Here is a 21,985-nt window from a genome sequence, read left to right as displayed (position 1 = left end):
GGATGCGCATAAAGCGGCAAGCCCCCAGGCATGCAAAAGCCAGCGCTCTCGAAGAGAGGCTGGCTCGGCTTGCGCGGCATATTCGGATCGGCAATCGCACGATCCCGCTCGGCGTGGCTCAAACTTGCCGGTACCGTTCGGTGAACGTTTCGAAAAACGGCGTCGTATCCCGCTCCGCCATCGTCGAATCCGCTCCCTTGGACCAACCGATTTCCTTTCTCCAACTGCCCAGCGTACCTGACGCCGCCAGGACGGCCTCGTCGGCTGCGACCCGAACTTCGGCTTGCGGCGCTACGTAAAGTGCATCCGCCGGACAATACGCTTCGCACATGAAGCAGGTCTGGCAATCCTCTAGGCGGGCAATGACGGGAAGCATCGCAGTTTCGTCCATATCGAAGACGTTCGTCGGACAAACCTTCACGCACATTTTGCAGCCGATGCAGCGCTCCGCGCTGACGAGCTCGATCATGACGCTTCCACCTTCGCTTGACCAAGCTCGCCTGCATGCGGCGCCCGCTCCGTACCGACGGCGATGTCCTCGATGCCGGAGAGAATCAGGCGATGCGTCTGCTTCGGATCGAGCGCAGGATATTCGGCCAACGCCGCGAGCCCGCGCGTCTCTTTGCGCGCCAGCGCGGCAGTGTACATCCACCGGGCAACCGCCAGCATGCCCGCCGCCTCGCGCACGCGCACGCGCCCCTGCACCGTGCCTGGCAAGCTGCCCCGCAACGCCTCGCGCAACGCGTCGAGCCGGCCCAGCGCACCGGCGATGCCCGGCTCGCTGCGGTAAAAATTAATGTTCAGCGGCAGGACGTCCCGCTGAATATCCGCCACCAGCGCCTTCGCGTCGATCGGCGCGTCCGTCTCCCGGCCGGCCTCGAGACCGTGCCGGCCGACAGGGCGCAACGCCCGGCTCCCCCGGACTGCCGCTGCCTCCCGCCTCCCGCGCATGACGAGCTGCGCCGCGTCCCGACCAGCATCCGCTGCAAATCGCCCAGGACGCATTATAAGCGCCGCCGCCGCTGACCGCGCCCATCACGCGCTCGCGCGATGCCGCATCGCCTGCCGCGTACAAGCCCGCCACCGTCGTCCGGCAATCCTCCCCCGTCAATCTTAGTCCTCCCGTGCCCCGCATCGTGCCTTCGTAGCGCAGCGTCAGCGGAAATTTGTCCTTGAACGGGTCGATGCCCGCGCGCTCGAGCGGCATAAAGAAGATCGGATGCGCCTGGCGCAGAAACCTTCGCTTCTCATCCGTATCCGCCAGGTCGATGGAGGCGTAGACCGGCCCCTCCAGCAGCAGCTTGTGCAAGCTGCCGAAGGTGCGATCCCCCCGCGTGAATCGGCCTCCCGGACGCATCGTACAGCGTCGACCAGGCCAGCATGCGGCCGCGGGTCACGCTGCCGTCCGCGTAGCTTGGCGCATACTGCCGGCTGAACTCCATGCCGGACAGCTCGGCGCCGGCTTCCGCCGACATCAGAAGCCCTTCTCCGGTGAGCACGTTGCAGCCCAAGCCTTTGCTCAAAAAGGTGCAGCCGCCGGTCGCGACGACGACCGCATGCGCGCGGACTTCCCACGTTCGTCCGGTCAACCGGTCGATGCCCCGGGCGCCGCCGACGCCGTGCTCGTCCGCGAGCAGCTCCAGCGCGGGCGACTGATCCAGGATCCGGACGCCCGCCTTGCGCACCGCGCGGCGCATCAGCTTCATATATTCCGGCCCGTGCAGATGGGTGCGCAGCGTATCGCCGTTCTCGTCCTTGCGGAACGGATACCCCCAATCCTCCAACAGCCTCAGACGAATTTCGACCTCGTCGAGCACGCGGTGAATCCAGGCATTTTCGGAAAGGTAGCCCCCCGGCTTTGAGCCTCGCCTGGACCGCCCGTTCGCGCAGCTCCGCGATCGGCGGGATCACCAGAAGCGTCGTGCCTCCGGGAGCCGTGGCGCCGCTCGTGCCGACATAGCCTTTATCGGCCAGCACGACGCTAGCGCCTTCCGCAGCCGCGCTCCAGGCGGCCCAAGCGCCTGCGGGTCCGCCGCCAAGCACCAGCACATCCGCCGTCAGCGCTGTTTCCGGCTCGATCGTCACGCTCATCCCCGCTTTCTTGCACTCGTCGACGAATCGCCGGCGCCCGCTTCTCTATCATGGTTCAGCCGGCTTCGCAAAAAGCCGATAGTAACGGCCAGCGCTTCCTCCAGCTCGGGCGTCGTGCCTGCATAAGGATGCACAGCGTTAAACGTATGATCCGCCCGCTCGATATCATGGTACTGAAAATGCGGCGCCCTCTGTTTAAATATCCGGTTTTGCGCGAGCAGCGACTCGCGGTCCGCCCCGCCCTGTACGACGAGCACCTCCGCTCGCACCTCGTCTAATCGATTTTCGATGACAAATCGATCTGCATGCCGCGCTTGATCATCGTCCAGCGCCGCTTCCTGAAGCGTGCGGCCTCCTGCTCCGCCGGCGCGCGCGGGCGACGAGCCGCCGTTCCAGACGACTAGCGCCCGAACGCCACCCTGCTCCGCCGCATGCAAGATCGCGCCGCCGCCCGCCCGGCTATGCCCGATTAGTCCCAGCCTCGACGCATCGGCCTGTTCGGCAAGCGGCAGTTCTCCCGCCCGCAGCGCGTTCGCCACGATCTTCAGCTCCTCCAGCTCGCGCGACAGCGTGCTTGCCTCGGCGATCTGCGCCTCGCTCGCCTCAGTCTCCCGCGCCACGACGCGGGAGTAGTCGAAGCTCACCGTGTAGAAACCTTCGGCCGCGAGCCGGTCCGTCGTCTCCGGCCAGAATGACCAATCCTTATGCCCTCTAAAACCGTGGCTCACGATAACGACGGGTCTGCGTGCGCCTTTTCCAACCGTCTTCGCTTCGCCTCGAATGTACAGGCCGTTGTCCAGCGGCAACCTGAAGGCCGCGGTCGTGATCGTCTGCTCGCTCATGCGCGCCTCCTCCTTTTTTCGTTATTCCGCCTTCAACACCCAATCGCCGATGTCGAAGTCTTTTTTCGCGATCTTCTCCTCGACCAGGAAGTTTTTCGTCCCCTCGAGCAGCTTGAGACCGTCGTCGGTAAAAGCCGTGTCCTTGATATCCTCGATCGGACTCAGCTTCTTGACGTTCTCGACCGTCGTCTTCTGAATGCCCGCGATATATTCGTAGTACTCGTCCGGATGCTGCTTCAAGTCGGCCAACGCTTTCTCTCTTGCCGCATTCCATACTTTCGGGAAGTCGGGGAACTTCTCGAGGAAGGCCTCGGAGACGACCGTTGAGCTGGTCCCGAGCAGTTCGGGATGATCCGACGACACATCCAGCTGCGGGTACCCGTTCGCCAGCGATGTCAGCGCGGTTACGCCCGTATTGGTCATCGCGTCCACGCTGCCGCTCGCCAGCGCGGCCTGCGCATCGGGGATTAGCATGTGCACGAGCTTATAGTCCGTAACGCCCGCATCCTTGAGCAGCCCTACGACGTAGCGGTGCATGAAGGAACCCTTCTGGATGGCGATCGTCTTGCCCTTCAGATCCTGCAAAGTCTTGGGGCCGTCCTTCTTGGCAATGAGGTAGCCGATCGTACGGGTAGAAGGCTGCGCGATGAGACGCGTCTTCGCGCCCCCCCGCCCGCGCGATGATCGCCGGCGTGTCGCCGAGGCTGCCGAAGTCGAGGCGCCCGCTGATGAGCGACTCCGTCTGGTCCGGTCCGTTCGGGAATCCCGCGAGCTTCACTTCCTTCACGCCGTATTTCTTTAGCTCCTCTTGAATGATGCCCTTGTAAAAGCCCCAGCCTTCCGCGCCCGTCGTCTGATTCTGGTCGTTCAGGCCGATGTAGCCGTAATTGATGACTTCCGGCACGTGACGTTCGGGCTCCGCGCTTGCGGTCGAAGCGGCCTGCGACGATGCAGCCGCAGTGGACGAAGTTGCCGTGGAAGCGGCAGCCGACGGCGACGACGCGGCAGCCGAAGAAGCGGCTCCTTCTTCGTTTTTGTTCCCGCAGCCTTGCAGCGCGAGCGTCAGCGCAACGATTGTCCCCAGCAGCAAGAGCGACCATCGGCGCCTGCCGCCCCCCTTGATCCATCTTTTTCTCTGTGTCATCTCCGATTGCTCCTCCCTAGAATCCCGATCTCTTGGACAACTGGTACATGAATTGATGCTTGGCTACCGGGACGCGCCCCTTGCCCCAGCCCACCTTCTCCCGATAGCCGCCAAGCAGGCCCTGTCGCTCGAGCTCCTCCTCGGTCACGCCCATCACGCCCTCCGAATCCGGGGATACGTAGAGCGCGTCGACCGGGCAATACAGCTCGCACATGAAGCAGGTTTGGCAGTCGTCTTGCCGGGCGATGACGGGGATGCCGTCCTCGCCGCGGTCGAATACGTTCGTCGGGCAGACGGAGACGCACTGATTGCACGATACGCAGCGGGATTCGCTGACGATCTCGATCATACCGATACACGCTCCTTCGCAACTTCTTCCTTCTTGACCCATACCTGGTCGAGCCCTCCGCTGATGAGGCGGTGGTGCTGGCCGGCATCGCCTGTCGGGAAGTCTTCGCGCTTGTGCATGCCGCGCGTCTCCGTGCGGGCCAGCGCCGAACGGTACATCCACCGGGCCGTCGCCGTCATCGCGGCGGCTTCGCGTGCCTTCACGCCTTCGGCCGTCCGGCCGATCCCCGCTTCGCGCTGGCGCTGCCACAGATCGTCGAGCCGGACGAGCGAATCGCCGAGCCCCTTCTCCGTGCGGAACAAATTGCGGTCGTAAGGCTTTACTTCGTCCTGAACGGCGCGCACATATTCTTCCGTACGCGCGGCGGCATCCGCTTCCTGGCGGTCTCTGAGCGATTGCGAGGAAAGTCCCCGCAGATTCCGCGAGCTCGCGGAATCGCCAAGCTTCAACGCATCAGGCTGCCCGCGCCTTCGCCTGCGAACGAGCCCGAGGACATCGCCCAAGCCGCGTTATGGCTGCCGCCGCCGGTGAAGCCGCCGCAGATCAGCTCGCGCGTCGCCGCATCGCCGGCTGCGTAGAGCCCGGGCGCGCTCGTCGCGCACGTATCGTCGACGATCCGGATGCCCCCGGTGCCGCGGACCGTGCCTTCCAGCCTGAGCGTGACCGGAAACAGGTCCTTGAACGGATCGATGCCTCTGCGGTCGAACGGCAGGAAGAAGTTCGTCTGCGCCACGCGCAGCAGCGGCTTCAAGTCTTCCGGCGCCTGGTCGAGTCTCGCGTACACCTGCTTGCCTTGCAGCAGATTGCGCGCGATGACCGAACGGCCTCTTTTCGAGCCTGCGCCTTCGACGGTCGTCCCATCCTCGTAGTAGAAGCTGGCGTAGCTGTAGTACGCCGTCTTCGTCACCGAAGAGAATGTCGGGCAGATCGCGTAGGCATTCGAGAATTCCATGCCCGACAGGTCCGCTCCCGCTTCGGCCGCGAACAGATACCCGTCGCCTGTAAGCACGTTGCAGCCGAGTGCCCGGCTCAGGAAGGCGCATCCGCCGGTGGCTACCACTACGGCGCCCGCCCGGATCTCCCACGTCTCGCCGGTCTGCGTATTCACCCCCCGCCGCACCTCCTACGCCGTGCTCGTCTGCCAGCAGCTCCAGCACCGGACTGTGGTCCATAATTTTGACGCCCGCCCGCTGCACGAGCTTCCTCATGAGCCGCATGTACTCCGGCCCTTGCAGCCCTCGCTTGTACGGATTGCCGTTCTCGTCGACGGGAAACGGATAGCCGAGATTGCCCAGCTTGTTCATATTCTCGTACGTGCGGTCGAGCACGCGGTCCATCCAGCGGTGCTCCGCCAGTTGTCCGCCCATCGCGTATCGGCTGGCTTTGGCTTCTTCGCGCTTCTCCCGGTCGGGCTCGACGTACCAGACGCCCGTTCCCGACGGCGCGGTGGCGCCGCTTGAGCCGCAGTATCCCTTGTCCACCAGCGTTACCTTCGCGCCCTTCGAAGCCGCCGATATCGCCGCCCACGTTCCCGCGGGTCCGCCGCCGATGACCAGTACGTCCGTGATCCGTTCAACCGAAGCGCTTGCCGCTGCGTTCGTCATTTTTTTAGTTCCTCCTCCGAATGGGTCGTTCAACTCTAGCTGGCTGCCGCCCTGTCCTTCATGACCTCCCGGCGAACGGTTCAACCCTTGTAGCCGTCCTGCCACTTCAACGTCCCGCGTTCGATCGCCTTGACGGCCGAATCCAGCAGCTTGCCCACGATCGCGAAGATCAGAATGCCCACGAATATCACTTCCGGCTGGCCGTTCTGCTTCGCTTCGTTGATCAAGAAGCCGATTCCCGAGGTGGAGCCGATCAGCTCCGCCACCACAAGACCGATCCAGGAGACGGCGAGCGAGGTACGCAAGCCGAGCAGGATCTGGGGCGTCGCAGACGGGAGGATCAGCCGCGCGACTCTTTTGTACCGACTGAATCCGAGCGTGCGCGACACCTCGAACAGCTTGTTGTCCACCTGGCGAATGCCCAGGAAGGCGTTGACGTACATCGGAAAAAAAAGAACCTGCGGCGATGATGACCACTTTGGAAACTTCGCCGAATCCGAACCACAAAATGATCAGCGGCGCGATCGCCAGATGCGGAACGAGCCGCAACACCTGCGCGCTGGGATCGAGAAGATATTCGGCCCGCCGGAACAATCCCGTCAGAACGCCGAGTGCGAGTCCCAAGCCTCCGCCGAACACAAATCCGATCCCCCGCTCTGCGAACGCTGTCTCCCATGTGATGGAGCAGTCCGCCGTTCGCCGCCAAGTCCGCGAATGCCGCCGCGATCGCGGCAGGCGTCGGCAGGAACTCCGAAGAGATCCAGCCCAGGCTGCCGGCCAGCTGCCAGACGGCGATCGCCGCGATCGGCACGAGCCACCCGGCGGCGACATCCGCGAGTGCCGCGCGTATTTTTCCCGCCGCGCCCCGAGCCCGCTTCTCCCTTGCCTTTCCCGCAGGCGCGAGCCATGCTTCGACTCTTTCGCTCATTCTCTCACGCCTCCTTATCCGTTATAGGTATCTTTCCATCGCACGATTCTGCGCTCCAGCAATCGCACGGCCGTGTCCGATACGAGCCCGGCTACCGCGAATACGAGGATCCCGACGAATACGACCGGCGTGTCCGCGAACTGGCGCGCGTCCGATATCATGTAGCCGATGCCGGATGTCGAGGCGATCAACTCGGCGACCACCAGACCTAACCAGGCCAATCCGAGCGACAGCCTGACGCCCAGCAAAATATTCGGTATCGCCGCCGGGATCACCAATCTCACGATTTGCTTGAACCGGTTGAAGCCGAGAACGCGGCTCACCTCGAACAGTTTATTGTCCACATGCCTTATTCCGATGAACGAATTGATATAGAGCGGGAAAAAGGCGGCTTTGGCGATCAACAGCACCTTCGATTCTTCGCCGATACCGAACCAAAGAATAAAAAGCGGCACGACGGCGAGGCTCGGAATCATTCGAATCATCTGAAGGGTCGGATCCAGCAGCTTTTCCGATTTTCGGAACAAGCCGACGACAACGCCGAACGTCAGCCCGAGTCCCCCCGCCAAGCAGAAATCCGGATATTGCCCGAACGGCGCTGATTCGGAAGTTCGTCCACAAATCGCCCGATGCCGCCAGATCGGCGAACGAACCGGCAATGACCGTCGGCGCCGGAAACATGAGTTCAGACAGATATCCCCACTCCGCTAGAATTTGCCATGCCACGACCACTGTCATGGGCAGTAGCAGCCCCAGGCCAATCTGTGCCCACCGTCCGGGCGCTCCCGTCTCGCGCGAATCCGCTATCCGACTGCTCAACAACGTTCCCTCCTTGCCTGTTCAACTTGAAATTCGATTTGCCTGTGTTGCCCAGATTATAAACACATTAATTCCTAGCTGTAAAATAGGAATTATCTATCGATGGTTTCATTGACAGGGAGCGTACCTCGATGTTACGGTTAATTCTATTATTCTTATCGTTTTTGTATGTTATGTTCACTCTTCGCATGGGGGGAGGCGTAAGTAGTGGGGGATATCTCGCTCAAAATTGAACATCTTAACAAGCAATTCGTTGGCGCCAAGGGGACGGTGACGGCACTCAGAAATGTCGATCTGGACGTGCGCGAAGGAGAGTTCCTAACGGTTATCGGCCCTAGCGGATGCGGCAAGAGCACCTTGCTCCGGATTGTCGCGGGACTTGATACGCAATACTCAGGAAGCGTCCGCCTGAACGGCGAGCCCATCGTCAAACCCGGCATCGATAAAGGCTTTATTTTTCAGGAGCATCGTCTATTTCCTTGGTTGACCGTGGAAAAGAATATCGCTTCCGATTTGTCTCTTAATGATAAAGAAATCCGCCGAAAAGTGGATGCGTTGATCGAGCTTGTCAGACTCAAAGGCTTCGAAAAGGCCTATCCGCGCGAACTGTCGGGCGGCATGGCTCAGCGAGTCTCCATCGCGCGCGCCCTGCTCCGACAGCCTCGGATCTTGCTGCTTGACGAGCCCTTCGGCGCGTTGGACGCCTTCACGCGGGCGCATATGCAGGAAGTACTGCTCGAAATCTGGCGAAACAACAAGACGACGATGATCTTCGTCACCCACGACATCGATGAAGCGATCTTTTTGGCCGACCGCGTCGTCATTTTGAAGCCGAGACCCGGCGAAATTAGCGCGATCGTCCCCGTCGGACTCGCCCATCCGCGTAAAAAAAGCGAGCCCCGATTTTCAGGCGCTTCGCCTGAAGGTACTCAGCCAATTCGAATCCGGCGAGGAATTCCAGTTCGCGGACGGCGCGGGAATTTAGCGAACGACAAAAAAAGCCTGGCGACCTAACCCTTATGGGTTGGAAGCCAGGCTTTTTGATAATCATCTATGATAGCCGATAATTAAACTTCAAGAATGTTGAGCTCGGTGTCCTTGTCGAAGATATGAATCTTGTTCATATCGATCGCCAGCTTGACGTTTTGGCCTTCTTGCAGTTGGGAACGGCCGTCGACGCGCGCGATGACGTTGTCCTTGCCAAGTCCGTTCAGGTACAGGAACATTTCGTGACCGAGGTTTTCGGAAACTTCGATGCTCGCGCTAATGACGGAGTTCGGAGACGCTTCGATAAAGACCGGCTCTTCGTGCAGATCTTCAGGGCGAATACCCATGATGATCTCGCGGCCGATATAGCCCTTGTCGCGCAGCAGTTGTGCTTTGCCCGCAGGAATAGCCACGTTGATGCCCGTCGCCTTGATGCGAACGGCGCCGCCTTCTTCGGACAGCTGGCCCGTGATGAAGTTCATCGCAGGAGCGCCGATGAAGCCTGCCACGAACAGGTTGACCGGGTGGTTGTAAAGCTCATCCGGCGTAGCGGCTTGTTGAATAAAGCCGTCCTTCATAACGACGATACGGTCGCCCATCGTCATGGCTTCCGTCTGGTCATGCGTTACGTAGATGCAAGTCGTCTCGAGACGCTTCATCAGCTTGGAGATGTTCGCCCGCATCTGCGTACGCAGCTTGGCATCGAGGTTCGACAGCGGTTCGTCCATCAGGAACACTTGCGGTTCGCGAACGATGGCGCGGCCCAGGGCGACACGTTGGCGTTGACCGCCGGAGAGCGCCTTCGGCTTGCGGTCGAGCAGGTGCTCGATCTCGAGCGTGCGAGCGGCTTCGCGAACGCGACGGTCGATCTCGTCTTTGCGGAACTTGCGGAGCTTAAGGCCGAATGCCATGTTCTGATATACGTTCATGTGCGGGTACAGCGCGTAGGACTGGAATACCATCGCGATATCGCGGTCCTTCGGTGCAACGTCGTTCACGACGCGGTCGCCGATGTAAAGCTTGCCTTCGGAGATCTCTTCGAGGCCTGCGATCATACGCAGCGTCGTCGATTTGCCGCAGCCGGACGGGCCGACCAGCACGAGGAATTCTTTGTCTGCAATGTCGAGATTAAAGTCGGTTACCGATGCCTTGTCGGAACCCGGATATTTTTTGTATACATGCTCTAAACGTACGCCTGCCATTGGAAAGTTCCCCCCTAACTCTTCGTTTAAGGTACGTTCTTATCTTACCTTAGACCGTGACGACTGACTATGCACAATCCGTACAAAAAATTCATTTCCTTTTCGTAACTTTGTACAATAGCATAAGCAGACGCACCAATATCGCATCGTTAAAGGAGCGGACGTCCAAGCCTGCTTCCTGCTTAAGCTTGTCCAGCCTATAGAGGAGCGTATTGCGGTGGATGAACAGGCGCTTCGCGGTCTCGCTTACGTTGCAGTCCATCGCAAAAAAACGCATCCAGCGTCAATACCGTCTCCGGGTCCGTGAACAAATCCTGCCGGCCGGACATCTCATCCATGAAACGCGAACGCACAGGCTCCGGGATGCCGCTGAGCAGCCGCTCCAGGTGAACGAGCCATGGCATATGCACGTGCATGCCCACGTGGAACTTGCGCCCGAGATTCACCGTCTCGCGCAGCGTCGCGACGGCGTAGACGAGGCTCTCCGTCGGTATGATCGGCTCACCGACCGCGACATGGCAGTCCCCGCCCCACTCCTCGGTGATCATCTGATGCAGGCCGGTCGCCAAGGAGACGAGCGCTTCCTTCGTCTCGCCGCGTTCGATCATGTCGCCGTCGCTGGTCTCGACCTCCGCGAGCAGCCGGTCCGTACCCAGAATGAGCCACTCCCGCTCTCTCAGAGGGATCAGCAGCATGTCGTCCGACAGATAGGAGCGAAGAACCTTTTCCAATTCTACGTAGGAGGGCTCGCGATTTTCCGCCTGTTCGCTCATCAACAAAAACGGAATCATGCCGTCGAACAACCGATGATGCAGCTCGAATCGTTCGGGAATTTCAGCTCGCCACTCGCCTGCATCGATCGACTGCTGCAGCCAATCGCCGAGCTTGCGGGCTTGCCGTTCCATCTCCGATGCGCTGACGCTCCCCGACTTTGACATCGAGCCTTGTTTGGCCAGCCAGCTCAGCAGTTCTTTCTCCAGCAAGGTTAACTCCGCTTGCATGTGCAGAACTTGAACCTGATGGTTATCCACCTTGGTCACGAGCATGAACCCTTGATCCAGATCCAATTGATCCCCGGACTCGGGGAGCTTGGCGCCTCCGGCCTTTACCCACTCCGATTTGGACATGGTGTCGATCTCGACGGAACCGACGATCATTTGCTGCAACTGTTGAAGTCTCGTATTGTTCATCTTGCGAGCCCCTTGTTTGCCTGGCGTTTAGCCACATTGTACCACATCGGATCTCGGCCGGGCTAAACGGCGGCGCTCAGCCTTTAACGAAGCAGAAGGACGACCACGACGGACATCAGGGCGAACACGGCTGCGATCAGGTACAGAAAAGACACGGTCTGAACCTGGGAGAGTCCCCATTTCATCAAGCTGTGATGCGTATGGAGATTGTCGGCATGATGGAGCCCCTTTCCCTTAATCAGACGCCTCGCGAATACGATCGCCGTATCGAGGATGGGTACGCCTAAAGCGAGAAGCGGCACGAGCAGCGACAAGAACGTCGCGCCCTTCAACGTACCGTCCATGGCGATGACCGCCAGCATATACCCTAAAAAAGGTTGCGCCGGCGTCTCCCATGAAAATCCTTGCCGGATGGAAATTATAAGCGAGAAAGGCGAGACAGGAGCCCGCGATGGCCAGCGCCGCAAGCGCCGTCGTCTCTTGATGGCCGACAATCGACGCGACGAACAACGTTAATGCCGAGATTACGGATATGCCCGAAGCGAGCCCGTCCACGCCATCGATAAAGTTCATCATATTAATTAGCGCGAATACCCAGACCATCGTGAACAAAACGCGCCAGCCGTCGCTGAACAAGATCATCGAGGAAAAGGAAGGAGAAGATACGCCCTGGATCGCAATTCCGAAGGCGCAGGGGATATACGACACTAGTGTGTAGAGGATAAGACGCGGCCATACGGGAAAGTCCTTGCCCTTCGACTTGAAAGCGTCATCGAGCAGTCCCGTGGCCACCAGGAGCGCTCCGCCTGCGGCAATCGCCCTGAACAATGCCGCATGCTGGACGAATAGCGCGCAGGTAAGCACCGCCCCGATATAGATCGCAACGCCGCCGCTCAAGGGAATCGGCGATTTATGTATCTTACGGTTGTTCGGCCGGTCGACGAACCCGATCCTCAGAGCCGCCATTCGAACAAAAGGGACCAGTATCATCACGCACAAAAAAAGCGAATGCGAACGCGTAAGTGTATCTCATGCTGGATGCCTCCGAAGGGACGGGATGCGCTTAACGTTCCCTAATCAGCATCCTGTTCATTCGAATGACGGCGAATTTATCCGGAAAATGCAAAAAAAACAGACGACATCGCGTCTGCTTCGATTGAAAAAATGGTGAGCCATGAAGGACTCGAACCTTCGACACCCTGATTAAAAGTCAGGTGCTCTACCAACTGAGCTAATGGCTCGGGTAAACTGGTGGAGGCTGATGGAGTCGAACCACCGAACCCAGAGGGAGCAGATTTACAGTCTGCCGCGTTTGGCCACTTCGCTAAGCCTCCACGTTATAGACCCGATCCCCGGTAGCTTGCACACCTGATGGCTTGCGTATACCGGAAATAAGTGGTGGCTCGGGACGGAATCGAACCGCCGACACGAGGATTTTCAGTCCTCTGCTCTACCGACTGAGCTACCGAGCCGTAAAGATTGCCATTTAAAATGGCGGAGCTGACGGGATTCGAACCCGCGGTCTCCTGCGTGACAGGCAGGCATGTTAGGCCTCTACACCACAGCTCCATGTGGTTAAATCGATGGTGGAGGCTGAGGGGATCGAACCCCCCGACCCTCTGCTTGTAAGGCAGATGCTCTCCCGGCTGAGCTAAGCCTCCACGGGATAAATGGAATGGTAGCGGCAGAGGGGATCGAACCCCCCGACCTTTCGGGTATGAACCGAACGCTCTAGCCAGCTGAGCTACGCCGCCACGCCACTTTGCGATTGGAGCTTGTCCAATACGCAGCTTCACAGAGCTTGCGCCCTGAAAACCGGATGCGAAACGAAGATGCGCTAGAAATGCTCTTACCTGTGCGGCTTGCCGTTTGTTCCTCGGAAGGAACGGTAGGATAAGCCCTCGACCGATTAGTACTCGTCAGCTACACATGTTGCCATGCTTACACCCCGAGCCTATCAACCTGGTGTTCTTCCAGGGGTCTTACATACTGGGAAATCTCATCTTGAGGCGGGCTTCGCGCTTAGATGCTTTCAGCGCTTATCCCTCCCGCACTTGGCTACCCAGCGATGCTCCTGGCGGAACAACTGGTACACCAGCGGTGCGTCCATCCCGGTCCTCTCGTACTAAGGACAGCCCCTCTCAAATTTCCTACGCCCGCGACAGATAGGGACCGAACTGTCTCACGACGTTCTGAACCCAGCTCGCGTACCGCTTTAATGGGCGAACAGCCCAACCCTTGGGACCTACTTCAGCCCCAGGATGCGATGAGCCGACATCGAGGTGCCAAACCTCCCCGTCGATGTGGACTCTTGGGGGGAGATAAGCCTGTTATCCCCAGGGTAGCTTTTATCCGTTGAGCGATGGCCCTTCCATTCGGTACCACCGGATCACTAAGCCCGACTTTCGTCCCTGCTCGACTTGTAGGTCTCGCAGTCAAGCTCCCTTATGCCTTTGCACTCTTCGAATGATTTCCAACCATTCTGAGGGAACCTTGGGGCGCCTCCGTTACGCTTTAGGAGGCGACCGCCCCAGTCAAACTGTCCGCCTGACACGGTCCCTTCACCGGATTCACGGTGACAGGTTAGAACCTAGATACGATCAGGGTGGTATCCCAACGGCGCCTCCATTGAAGCTTGCGCTCCAACTTCTTAGGCTCCCACCTATCCTGTACAGACCGTACCCAAGTTCAATATCAAGCTACAGTAAAGCTCCATGGGGTCTTTCCGTCACGTCGCGGGTAACCTGCATCTTCACAGGTACTAAAATTTCACCGGATCTCTCGTTGAGACAGCGCCCAAGTCGTTACGCCATTCGTGCGGGTCAGAATTTACCTGACAAGGAATTTCGCTACCTTAGGACCGTTATAGTTACGGCCGCCGTTTACTGGGGCTTCGGTTCACAGCTTCGGGTTGCCCCTAACCGCTCCCCTTAACCTTCCAGCACCGGGCAGGCGTCAGCCCGTATACTTCGCCTTACGGCTTCGCACAGACCTGTGTTTTTGCTAAACAGTCGCTTGGGCCTATTCACTGCGGCCCCCTCGGGCTATTCACCCTACCGAGGCACCCCTTCTCCCGAAGTTACGGGGTCATTTTGCCGAGTTCCTTAACGAGAGTTCTTCCGCGCGCCTTAGAATTCTCTTCTCGCCTACCTGTGTCGGTTTGCGGTACGGGCACCTTCTCCTGGCTAGAGGCTTTTCTCGGCAGCGTGAGCACGGAACCTTCGGTACTGTAATTTTCCCTCCCCATCACAGCTCAAGGTTAAAGCATGCGGATTTGCCTACATGCACCCCTCACTGCTTGGACGAGCTATTCCATCAGCTCGCGTTCTTGCCCTCCTGCGTCCCCCCATCGCTCGTAACGGATTACGGTGGTACAGGAATTTCAACCTGTTGTCCTTCGACTACGCCTTTCGGCCTCGCCTTAGGTCCCGACTTACCCTGAGCGGACGAACCTTCCTCAGGAACCCTTAGGCTTTCGGCGGACAGGATTCTCACCTGTCTTTTCGTTACTCATACCGGCATTCTCACTTGAATGCAGTCCACCGGTCCTCTCGGTCCGACTTCTACCCGCATTCAACGCTCCCCTACCCAAGCGTTTCTAAAAGAAACGCGAGCCATAGCTTCGGTGGTGTGTTTAGCCCCGTTACATTTTCGGCGCAGAGTCACTCGACCAGTGAGCTATTACGCACTCTTTAAATGGTGGCTGCTTCTAAGCCAACATCCTGGTTGTCTTCGCAACTCCACATCCTTTCCCACTTAACACACACTTGGGGACCTTAGCTGATGATCTGGGCTCTTTCCCTCTTGACGACGGATCTTAGCACTCGCCGTCTGACTCCCGAGCATACATCCATGGCATTCGGAGTTTGACTGGACTTGGTAACCCTTGGCGGGCCCCGCACCCAATCAGTGCTCTACCTCCATGATGCTAAATCTCGAGGCTAGCCCTAAAGCTATTTCGGGGAGAACCAGCTATCTCCGAGTTCGATTGGAATTTCTCCCCTACCCCCACGTCATCCCAGAGCTTTTCAACGCTCACGAGTTCGGGCCTCCAGTAAGTGTTACCTCACCTTCACCCTGCACAGGGGTAGATCACCCGGTTTCGGGTCTACGACTACGTACTCAAGCGCCCTATTCAGACTCGCTTTCGCTGCGGCTCCGCATCTCCTGCTTAACCTCGCACGTAAACGTAACTCGCCGGTTCATTCTACAAAAGGCACGCCATCACCCCTAGATCGGGCTCTGACTTCTTGTAAGCGCACGGTTTCAGGTTCTTTTTCACTCCGCTCCCGCGGTGCTTTTCACCTTTCCCTCACGGTACTGCTTCACTATCGGTCGCCAGGGAGTATTTAGCCTTGGCAGATGGTCCTGCCGGATTCCCACGGGGTTTCTCGTGTCCCGCGGTACTCGGGATCCGTCTCGGAGGGAGCAGACTTTCGGCTACGGGGCTTTTACCCTCTATGCCGGACCTTTCCAGATCTCTTCGCCTAACCTGCTCCTTTGTAACTCCATGTGAGACGTCCCACAACCCCTGAGAGCAAGCTCTCAGGTTTGGGCTAATCCGCTTTCGCTCGCCGCTACTGACGGAATCACTCTTGTTTTCTTCTCCTCCAGGTACTTAGATGTTTCAGTTCCCTGGGTGTGCCTCCAATGCAGCTATGTATTCACTGCATGGTGACTGGGCATGACCCCAGCCGGGTTTCCCCATTCGGACATCCCCGGATCAAAGCCTGCTTACGGCTCCCCCGAGGCAATTTCGCTGTTCGCCGCGTCCTTCTTAGGCTCCTGGCGCCTAGGCATCCTCCGTGCGCCCTTAATAGCTTAACCTGACGCTCCGAGTTGTCGATGTCACTGCGTTCTCCGATCAACCCGCCGACCTGCTTGCGCAGTCCGGCCGATCCTCGAAAGGCTGTTCCATTCGACATCTCTTCGCTCTCAGCAAAGTCTACACAAGGCATTGTAGAGAATTTCTAATTTGCGCATTTTCGTTTCGCTATCCGGTTTTCAAAGAACAAGTTCTGCCCTCCGCCCATCTGACCAGCAGGCTGCGCGGAGAATAAAAATGGTGGAGACTAACGGGATCGAACCGTTGACCCCCTGCGTGCAAGGCAGGTGCTCTCCCAGCTGAGCTAAGTCCCCATGGGAAGTATTCCATTAAAACTTGGTGGTGGGCCTTAGTGGACTCGAACCACCGACCTCACCCTTATCAGGGGTGCGCTCTAACCAGCTGAGCTAAAGGCCCGCATTGTATGGCCAGTCTCGCTGGCTTGATCCCGATTCCGATGAAGGAATCAAGACCGGCTTGGCGACGTCCTACTCTCCCAGGACCCTGCGGTCCAAGTACCATCGGCGCTGGAAGGCTTAACGGTCGTGTTCGAGATGGGTACGCGTGGAACCCTTCCGCCATTATCACCAAACCGGTTGTTGATCTGAAGGATTTCTCCTTCAAAACTGAACTCGAGCGTTAAAGCCACGGACTTTCGTATTGCCCCGAAGGGCTCCTTAGAAAGGAGGTGATCCAGCCGCACCTTCCGATACGGCTACCTTGTTACGACTTCACCCCAATCATCTACCCCACCTTCGACGGCTGGCTCCCTTGCGGGTTCCCCCCACCGGCTTCGGGTGTTGTAAACTCTCGTGGTGTGACGGGCGGTGTGTACAAGACCCGGGAACGTATTCACCGCGGCATGCTGATCCGCGATTACTAGCAATTCCGACTTCATGCAGGCGAGTTGCAGCCTGCAATCCGAACTGAGACCGGCTTTGGTAGGATTGGCTCCGTCTCGCGACTTCGCTGCCCGTTGTACCGGCCATTGTAGTACGTGTGTAGCCCAGGTCATAAGGGGCATGATGATTTGACGTCATCCCCGCCTTCCTCCGGTTTGTCACCGGCAGTCGATCTAGAGTGCCCACCCGAAGTGCTGGCAACTAAATCCAAGGGTTGCGCTCGTTGCGGGACTTAACCCAACATCTCACGACACGAGCTGACGACAACCATGCACCACCTGTCTCCTCTGTCCCGAAGGAAAGGCCTATCTCTAGACCGATCAGAGGGATGTCAAGACCTGGTAAGGTTCTTCGCGTTGCTTCGAATTAAACCACATACTCCACTGCTTGTGCGGGTCCCCGTCAATTCCTTTGAGTTTCAGTCTTGCGACCGTACTCCCCAGGCGGAGTGCTTAATGTGTTAACTTCGGCACCGAGGGGTGGACCCCCCCCAACACCTAGCACTCATCGTTTACGGCGTGGACTACCAGGGTATCTAATCCTGTTTGCTCCCCACGCTTTCGCGCCTCAGCGTCAGTTACAGTCCAGAGAGCCGCCTTCGCCACTGGTGTTCCTCCACATCTCTACGCATTTCACCGCTACACGTGGAATTCCGCTCTCCTCTTCTGCACTCAAGTCTCCCAGTTTCCAGTGCATCACGGGGTTGAGCCCCGCACTTAGACACCAGACTTAAAAGACCGCCTGCGCGCGCTTTACGCCCAATAATTCCGGACAACGCTTGCCCCCTACGTATTACCGCGGCTGCTGGCACGTAGTTAGCCGGGGCTTTCTTCTCAGGTACCGTCATCGAACCAGCAGTTAACTGGCCCTTATTCTTCCCTGGCAACAGAGCTTTACGACCCGAAAGCCTTCCTCACTCACGCGGCGTTGCTCCATCAGGCTTGCGCCCATTGTGGAAGATTCCCTACTGCTGCCTCCCGTAGGAGTCTGGGCCGTGTCTCAGTCCCAGTGTGGCCGTTCACCCTCTCAGGTCGGCTACGCATCGTCGCCTTGGTGAGCCGTTACCCCACCAACTAGCTAATGCGCCGCAGGCCCATCCCAAAGCCACAGCTTGCACCGTGTTTCTCAGCAAGGCGATGCCGCCTCGCTGCCTATCCGGTCTTAGCATTCGTTTCCGAATGTTATCCCGGTCTTCAGGGCAGGTTGCCTACGTGTTACTCACCCGTCCGCCGCTAACCTCGTCAGGAGCAAGCTCCATCTGAGATCCGCTCGACTTGCATGTATTAGGCACGCCGCCAGCGTTCGTCCTGAGCCAGGATCAAACTCTCCATAAAGGGTAGTTCGACTTGCTCATGATAAAGCTGGTATAACTTTTGCCTCAGCCCCGAAAGGCTTCAGCGTCCGTTTGTTTTAACGCTCGATGTTCAGTTTTCAAGGAGCAATCTCGTCTTCGCTCTCGGCCTCTTGCTCGGCGGCCTCTCAGCGGCGACTTGAATAATATATCACACTCGCCTAATCCGATGCAACCCATATTTTCTGGAATTTTGCTTTCTTTCCGACGGCCGCTTGGCCGCCGCTCTTAGGCGCGAAAATTAATTTAACACATCCCGGTATGGCTCGTCAATGCATTTCGCGCTTTTTGTTGCTTTATAGCACCAGCATATGTTGAAGACCGAGCACAAGCGCGACGCCAGGCAACCCAAGCAGCGACACCGCGCCGATCGTCGCCGGATTTAAGGGCACATGCCATCCGCTGATCCACCCCGAGAAATTGAGCGCATAGATCGCGAAGGCCGCTAACGCCAGATGGGTGCCGAACCTCAAAAGCCAGCCTCCCGGAGCGCTTCTTCGCAAGAGAAGCATCAACAGGGAGGCCGTAGAGACGACCAGCATGACGAGCCACACCGTCTTCACGCGCCCTCGCCTCCGACTACGGCAGACTCCATGCGAAAATCGGACAGCTGCGCGGCTTGGTCCGCGTGCCAGTGCATGCGCGCGCGCCGAAGCGTCATGTCCAGCTTCTGCTCGGCCGCTTCAAGCAGGTAAATAGCATAGTCGACCTGATCCGCGCCCAAGGCATCGTCGAAACGAACGCATGCCTGCCGCCACTCGGCCTCGGCCAGACGAACTTCATCCACGAGCTTTTCCCGTTCGGACATGCGCTGCTGCGCCGCTATTCTTTCCCGTCTCCCCTTCAACATTGCTCACCGCTCCCTTTCCTGTGTGGTCAAGCGCCCGCGAAGGACAACCCGATACCATTTATATGTCACAGAATCGGCATTCAGAATCAGGCAAGCACAGAAAAGAGCGCCCGCGGGCGCTCTTTCATGAATATTTTTACGATTAGAAAAGTTCGCGTCGCCCTTCCAGCGCTTTGGAGAGCGTCACTTCGTCCGCGTACTCCAAATCTCCGCCGACCGGAAGACCATGCGCGATGCGCGTCACCTTGATGCCGAAAGGCTTAACCAAACGCGACAGATACATCGCGGTCGCTTCGCCCTCAATGTTGGCGTTGGTCGCCAGAATCAGCTCCTGCACGCGTTCGTCGCTCAGACGCTGCACGAGCTCTTTAATGCGGATATCGTCGGGACCTACGCCGTCCATCGGCGAAATGGCCCCGTGCAGCACGTGGTAATAGCCGGCGAACTCCCGCGTACGCTCCATGGCGACGAGGTCCTTAGGCTCTTGCACGACGCAGATCGCCGAAGCATCGCGCGTCTTGTCCGAGCAAATCCGGCAAGGATCCGTGTCGGTAATATTGCAGCAAATCGAGCAATACGTCAGATTGCGCTTGACGCTGACCAGCGCCTTCGCAAAATCGATCGTGTCCTCTTCCTTCATCCGAAGCACGTGGAACGCCAGCCGGGCCGCCGTCTTCGGACCGATGCCCGGCAGGCGGGAGAAGGACTCGATCAGCTTGGCGATCGGTTCGGGATAGAACAAGAATCAGGCTCCTCGCTTAGAACAAGCCCGGAATCTTCATTCCGCCCGTATATTTGCCCATGTCCGCGTTCGCCAGCTCGTCCGCCTTGGTCAGGGCGTCGTTGACGGCGGTCAGCACGAGGTCTTGCAGCATCTCGACGTCCTCGGGATCGACCGCTTCGGGCTTGATCGTCACGTTAAGCAGCTTTTTGTGGCCGTTCATGGATACCGTCACGACGCCGCCGCCAGCCGTACCGTCGATCGTCTTCTCGCCGAGCGCCTCTTGGGCCTTCAGCATCTGCTCCTGCATCTTCTTCACTTGCTTCATCATTTGGTTCATGTTGTTCATCTTATAGTCCTCCTCTAGTCCTCTTTAATAACGACCAGTTCTTCCCCGAAAAGACGAATCGCCTCGTCGATCAGCGGCTCGCTCTGCGGGCCGGCGTCGTCCGGGACGAGCTGCAGCTCCTCGGGCGCTTCCTTGCCCGCCGCCGACGAATCGGCGGACGCGAGCGCCTCCTGCCATTCCTTCTGCAGCAGCGTAGCCAGTTGGGTCGGCCTTCCGAGCACCGCGCTAAGCACGCCTTCGATCACCTGCCGGTTGGCCGGCTTCTCCGTCGTCTCGCGGTGGATCGAGTTGCGGAAAGCGACAAGCACGGTATCGTCCGCATAGGACACCGGCTCCCCGTCCACCAGCCAAGCATGCACGGTCACGCGCTCTTCCTTGACCCGCTGCATGGCCTGCGGCCATTTGCCGAGCGCCTGCAGCGCGTCCGGCGAGCCCTTGGCGGCCAGAAACGGCTCGACCTTGACCCTGGCGCGCAGCGGCGCCTTGGCCGGTCCGCCCGACGCCCCGGCCGGGCTCCCGGGACCGCGGGCCGAACCCGCGCCTCCCGCGCGGCTGCCGCCGGCGTCGGGCGAACCGACCGCGCCGGCAGCGCCGGGCGCCACGCCCGTACGCGCCAGCTCCGCGAGCTTGCGCTCGAGGCCGGCCACCTGCTGCTGAAGGCGCTGCAGGTCTGCGCCTCCGGCAGCGGCAGGCGCGGCTGTCGCCGCTGCTTGTCCGCCGGAGGCGGTCGCGCCGCCGTCCGAACAAAGCTTGAGCAACGCGATCTCGAACATCGTCTGCGGATGCGCCGCGTACTTCATCTCCGTCTGATATCGGTTCAGATGGTCGATGACGGCGAACAACCGCTCCCGGCTGAATCCCGCCGCCGCCCGCGACAGCGCGGCCGGGTCGCCGGCGCGGCCCGTCGCCCCTTCGGCATCCGGAGCCAGCTGCGCCAGCAGCAGATCGCGGAAATAATGCATCAGCTGTTCGAGGCATTTGTCCGCGCTCTTGCCCGCCTGCATCATCTCGTCGATCTCGCGAAGCGCCGCGGCCGCGTCCTGATCCCGGATCGCCGCCGCCATGCGCACGAACTGATCCGCCGGCAATCCGCCCGTCGCGTCGACCGCGCCTTGAAGCGTGACCTCTCCGCCCGTGAACGAAGCGATCTGATCCAGGAGGCTCACCGCGTCGCGCATCCCGCCGTCCGACAGCCTGGCGATGTAGCCCAGCGCGTCCGGCTCGGCCGCAATGCCTTCTTCGCCGCAAATCTCGCGCAGCCGTTCGACCTGCTCGGAGAGCGGCACGCGACGGAACTCGAAGCGTTGGCATCGCGAGATGATCGTCGCGGGCAGCCGATGCGATTCGGTGGTCGCCAGGATGAACATCACGTGCGCAGGGGGGCTCCTCAAGCGTCTTGAGCAGGGCATTAAAAGCCTCTGTCGTCAGCATGTGCACTTCGTCGATAATATACACTTTGCGCCGAACCTCGGTCGGCGCGTACTTCACTTTGTCGCGGATGTCGCGGATCTCCTCGACGCCCCGGTTAGAGGCGGCGTCGATCTCGACGACGTCCATCACCGCGCCGGAAGTAATTCGCCGGCAGGCGTCGCATTCGTTGCAAGGCTCCGTCGCGGGGCCGCGCTCGCAGTTGACGGCCTTGGCCAGAACCTTGGCCGCCGTCGTCTTGCCCGTCCCCCTCGGACCGCTGAAAAGATAAGCATGAGACAGCCGGTCTTCCCGGATGGCGTTCTGCAGCGTCTGGACGATATGTTGCTGCCCGACCATGTCCTTGAACGTCTGGGGACGCCAGGCACGGTACAATGCCATATGGGCCATTCCAAGTCGCTCC

14 protein-coding genes, 8 tRNA genes, 3 rRNA genes and 6 pseudogenes are annotated in these 21,985 nt (G+C 59.3%); 1 reads left to right on the top strand and 30 read right to left on the bottom strand.

What is annotated here, in order from left to right; translation table 11 throughout:
* Positions 1-118 precede the first annotated feature (118 nt).
* From OMP40_RS08580 to OMP40_RS08525, 9 genes and pseudogenes are all read right to left on the bottom strand, one after another.
* Positions 119-469: a 4Fe-4S dicluster domain-containing protein gene (locus OMP40_RS08580; RefSeq protein WP_277530699.1), complete on the bottom strand. Its 351-nt coding sequence runs from the start codon at positions 467-469 to the stop codon at positions 119-121.
* A pseudogene (locus OMP40_RS41355) lies at positions 466-2,091 on the bottom strand (FAD-dependent oxidoreductase). The gene OMP40_RS08580 and the pseudogene OMP40_RS41355 overlap by 4 nt, the downstream one beginning before the upstream one ends.
* Positions 2,088-2,933 (bottom strand): alpha/beta hydrolase family protein, encoded by an 846-nt coding sequence (locus OMP40_RS08555; protein WP_277530693.1) that lies wholly within the window; start codon positions 2,931-2,933, stop codon positions 2,088-2,090. The pseudogene OMP40_RS41355 and the gene OMP40_RS08555 overlap by 4 nt, the downstream one beginning before the upstream one ends.
* A gap of 21 nt (positions 2,934-2,954) precedes the next feature.
* The gene (locus OMP40_RS08550; RefSeq protein WP_277530690.1) at positions 2,955-3,518 is read right to left on the bottom strand and encodes an ABC transporter substrate-binding protein; all 564 of its coding nucleotides are present in this window, start codon (positions 3,516-3,518) and stop codon (positions 2,955-2,957) included.
* Positions 3,418-4,077 (bottom strand): type 2 periplasmic-binding domain-containing protein, encoded by a 660-nt coding sequence (locus OMP40_RS08545; RefSeq protein ID WP_277530688.1) that lies wholly within the window; start codon positions 4,075-4,077, stop codon positions 3,418-3,420. Before OMP40_RS08545 ends, OMP40_RS08550 begins: the two co-directional genes overlap by 101 nt.
* Before the next feature lie 16 nt (positions 4,078-4,093).
* The gene (locus tag OMP40_RS08540; RefSeq protein ID WP_277530686.1) at positions 4,094-4,426 is read right to left on the bottom strand and encodes a 4Fe-4S dicluster domain-containing protein; all 333 of its coding nucleotides are present in this window, start codon (positions 4,424-4,426) and stop codon (positions 4,094-4,096) included.
* A pseudogene (locus OMP40_RS08535) lies at positions 4,423-6,030 on the bottom strand (FAD-dependent oxidoreductase). Before OMP40_RS08535 ends, OMP40_RS08540 begins: the two are co-directional and overlap by 4 nt.
* An 80-nt stretch (positions 6,031-6,110) precedes the next feature.
* A pseudogene (locus tag OMP40_RS08530) lies at positions 6,111-6,861 on the bottom strand (ABC transporter permease).
* Between the two features lie 111 nt (positions 6,862-6,972).
* Positions 6,973-7,696: pseudogene (locus OMP40_RS08525) on the bottom strand (ABC transporter permease).
* A 297-nt stretch (positions 7,697-7,993) separates the two neighbouring features.
* Between OMP40_RS08525 and OMP40_RS08520 the strand changes: the two are divergent.
* Positions 7,994-8,762, top strand: a pseudogene (locus OMP40_RS08520) (ABC transporter ATP-binding protein).
* Between the two features lie 82 nt (positions 8,763-8,844).
* Here OMP40_RS08520 and OMP40_RS08515 read toward each other — a convergent pair.
* The 21 genes and pseudogenes from OMP40_RS08515 to dnaX form a co-directional block, all read right to left on the bottom strand.
* Entirely contained in the window at positions 8,845-9,966 is a 1,122-nt protein-coding gene (locus OMP40_RS08515; RefSeq protein ID WP_277530683.1) for an ABC transporter ATP-binding protein, read from the bottom strand.
* Between the two features lie 91 nt (positions 9,967-10,057).
* The gene (locus tag OMP40_RS41350; RefSeq protein WP_420871911.1) at positions 10,058-10,228 is read right to left on the bottom strand and encodes a helix-turn-helix domain-containing protein; all 171 of its coding nucleotides are present in this window, start codon (positions 10,226-10,228) and stop codon (positions 10,058-10,060) included.
* The gene (locus OMP40_RS08510; RefSeq protein ID WP_277530682.1) at positions 10,164-11,156 is read right to left on the bottom strand and encodes a PucR family transcriptional regulator; all 993 of its coding nucleotides are present in this window, start codon (positions 11,154-11,156) and stop codon (positions 10,164-10,166) included. Before OMP40_RS08510 ends, OMP40_RS41350 begins: the two co-directional genes overlap by 65 nt.
* Before the next feature lie 83 nt (positions 11,157-11,239).
* Positions 11,240-11,500, bottom strand: a complete 261-nt coding sequence (locus tag OMP40_RS08505; protein WP_277533248.1) for an MraY family glycosyltransferase — start codon at positions 11,498-11,500, stop codon at positions 11,240-11,242.
* Positions 11,391-12,122: an MraY family glycosyltransferase gene (locus OMP40_RS08500; protein ID WP_277530680.1), complete on the bottom strand. Its 732-nt coding sequence runs from the start codon at positions 12,120-12,122 to the stop codon at positions 11,391-11,393. The genes OMP40_RS08505 and OMP40_RS08500 overlap by 110 nt, the downstream gene beginning before the upstream one ends.
* 199 nt (positions 12,123-12,321) lie before the next feature.
* Positions 12,322-12,397, bottom strand: a tRNA-Lys gene (locus OMP40_RS08495).
* Positions 12,398-12,405: 8 nt separating this feature from the next.
* Positions 12,406-12,490 (bottom strand) — tRNA-Tyr (locus OMP40_RS08490).
* A 62-nt stretch (positions 12,491-12,552) separates the two neighbouring features.
* A tRNA-Phe gene (locus tag OMP40_RS08485) sits at positions 12,553-12,628 on the bottom strand.
* A 20-nt stretch (positions 12,629-12,648) separates the two neighbouring features.
* Positions 12,649-12,725: transfer RNA gene (locus tag OMP40_RS08480), tRNA-Asp, on the bottom strand.
* Between the two features lie 15 nt (positions 12,726-12,740).
* Positions 12,741-12,817 (bottom strand) — tRNA-Val (locus OMP40_RS08475).
* A gap of 15 nt (positions 12,818-12,832) precedes the next feature.
* A tRNA-Met gene (locus OMP40_RS08470) sits at positions 12,833-12,910 on the bottom strand.
* Positions 12,911-13,045: 135 nt separating this feature from the next.
* Positions 13,046-15,983 (bottom strand): 23S ribosomal RNA (locus tag OMP40_RS08465).
* Positions 15,984-16,219: 236 nt separating this feature from the next.
* Positions 16,220-16,295, bottom strand: a tRNA-Ala gene (locus OMP40_RS08460).
* A gap of 26 nt (positions 16,296-16,321) precedes the next feature.
* A tRNA-Ile gene (locus OMP40_RS08455) sits at positions 16,322-16,398 on the bottom strand.
* A gap of 58 nt (positions 16,399-16,456) precedes the next feature.
* A 5S ribosomal RNA gene (rrf, locus tag OMP40_RS08450) occupies positions 16,457-16,573 on the bottom strand.
* 89 nt (positions 16,574-16,662) lie between these two features.
* Positions 16,663-18,217 (bottom strand): 16S ribosomal RNA (locus OMP40_RS08445).
* The 16S, 23S and 5S rRNA genes sit together here with 8 tRNA genes alongside, the layout of an rRNA operon.
* Positions 18,218-18,530: 313 nt before the next feature.
* On the bottom strand, positions 18,531-18,797 hold the full coding sequence (locus tag OMP40_RS08440; RefSeq protein WP_277530679.1) for a pro-sigmaK processing inhibitor BofA family protein: 267 nt from the start codon (positions 18,795-18,797) through the stop codon (positions 18,531-18,533).
* Complete coding sequence (locus OMP40_RS08435; RefSeq protein WP_277530677.1) at positions 18,794-19,084, bottom strand: DUF2508 family protein; 291 nt, start codon at positions 19,082-19,084, stop codon at positions 18,794-18,796. Before OMP40_RS08435 ends, OMP40_RS08440 begins: the two co-directional genes overlap by 4 nt.
* A 142-nt stretch (positions 19,085-19,226) precedes the next feature.
* Positions 19,227-19,826 carry a recombination mediator RecR gene (gene recR, locus OMP40_RS08430; RefSeq protein ID WP_277530674.1) on the bottom strand — a complete coding sequence of 200 codons (600 nt, stop codon included), beginning with the start codon at positions 19,824-19,826 and terminating at the stop codon, positions 19,227-19,229.
* Between the two features lie 16 nt (positions 19,827-19,842).
* Positions 19,843-20,154: a YbaB/EbfC family nucleoid-associated protein gene (locus OMP40_RS08425; RefSeq protein ID WP_090117671.1), complete on the bottom strand. Its 312-nt coding sequence runs from the start codon at positions 20,152-20,154 to the stop codon at positions 19,843-19,845.
* A 14-nt stretch (positions 20,155-20,168) separates the two neighbouring features.
* Positions 20,169-21,972: pseudogene (dnaX, locus tag OMP40_RS08420) on the bottom strand (DNA polymerase III subunit gamma/tau).
* Positions 21,973-21,985: the final 13 nt, after the last annotated feature.

Source organism: Cohnella rhizosphaerae, assembly GCF_029525575.1.
In the GTDB taxonomy this organism is placed as follows: Bacteria; Bacillota; Bacilli; order Paenibacillales; family Paenibacillaceae; genus Cohnella; species Cohnella rhizosphaerae.
This window is presented reverse-complemented; position numbering and strand designations above follow the sequence as displayed.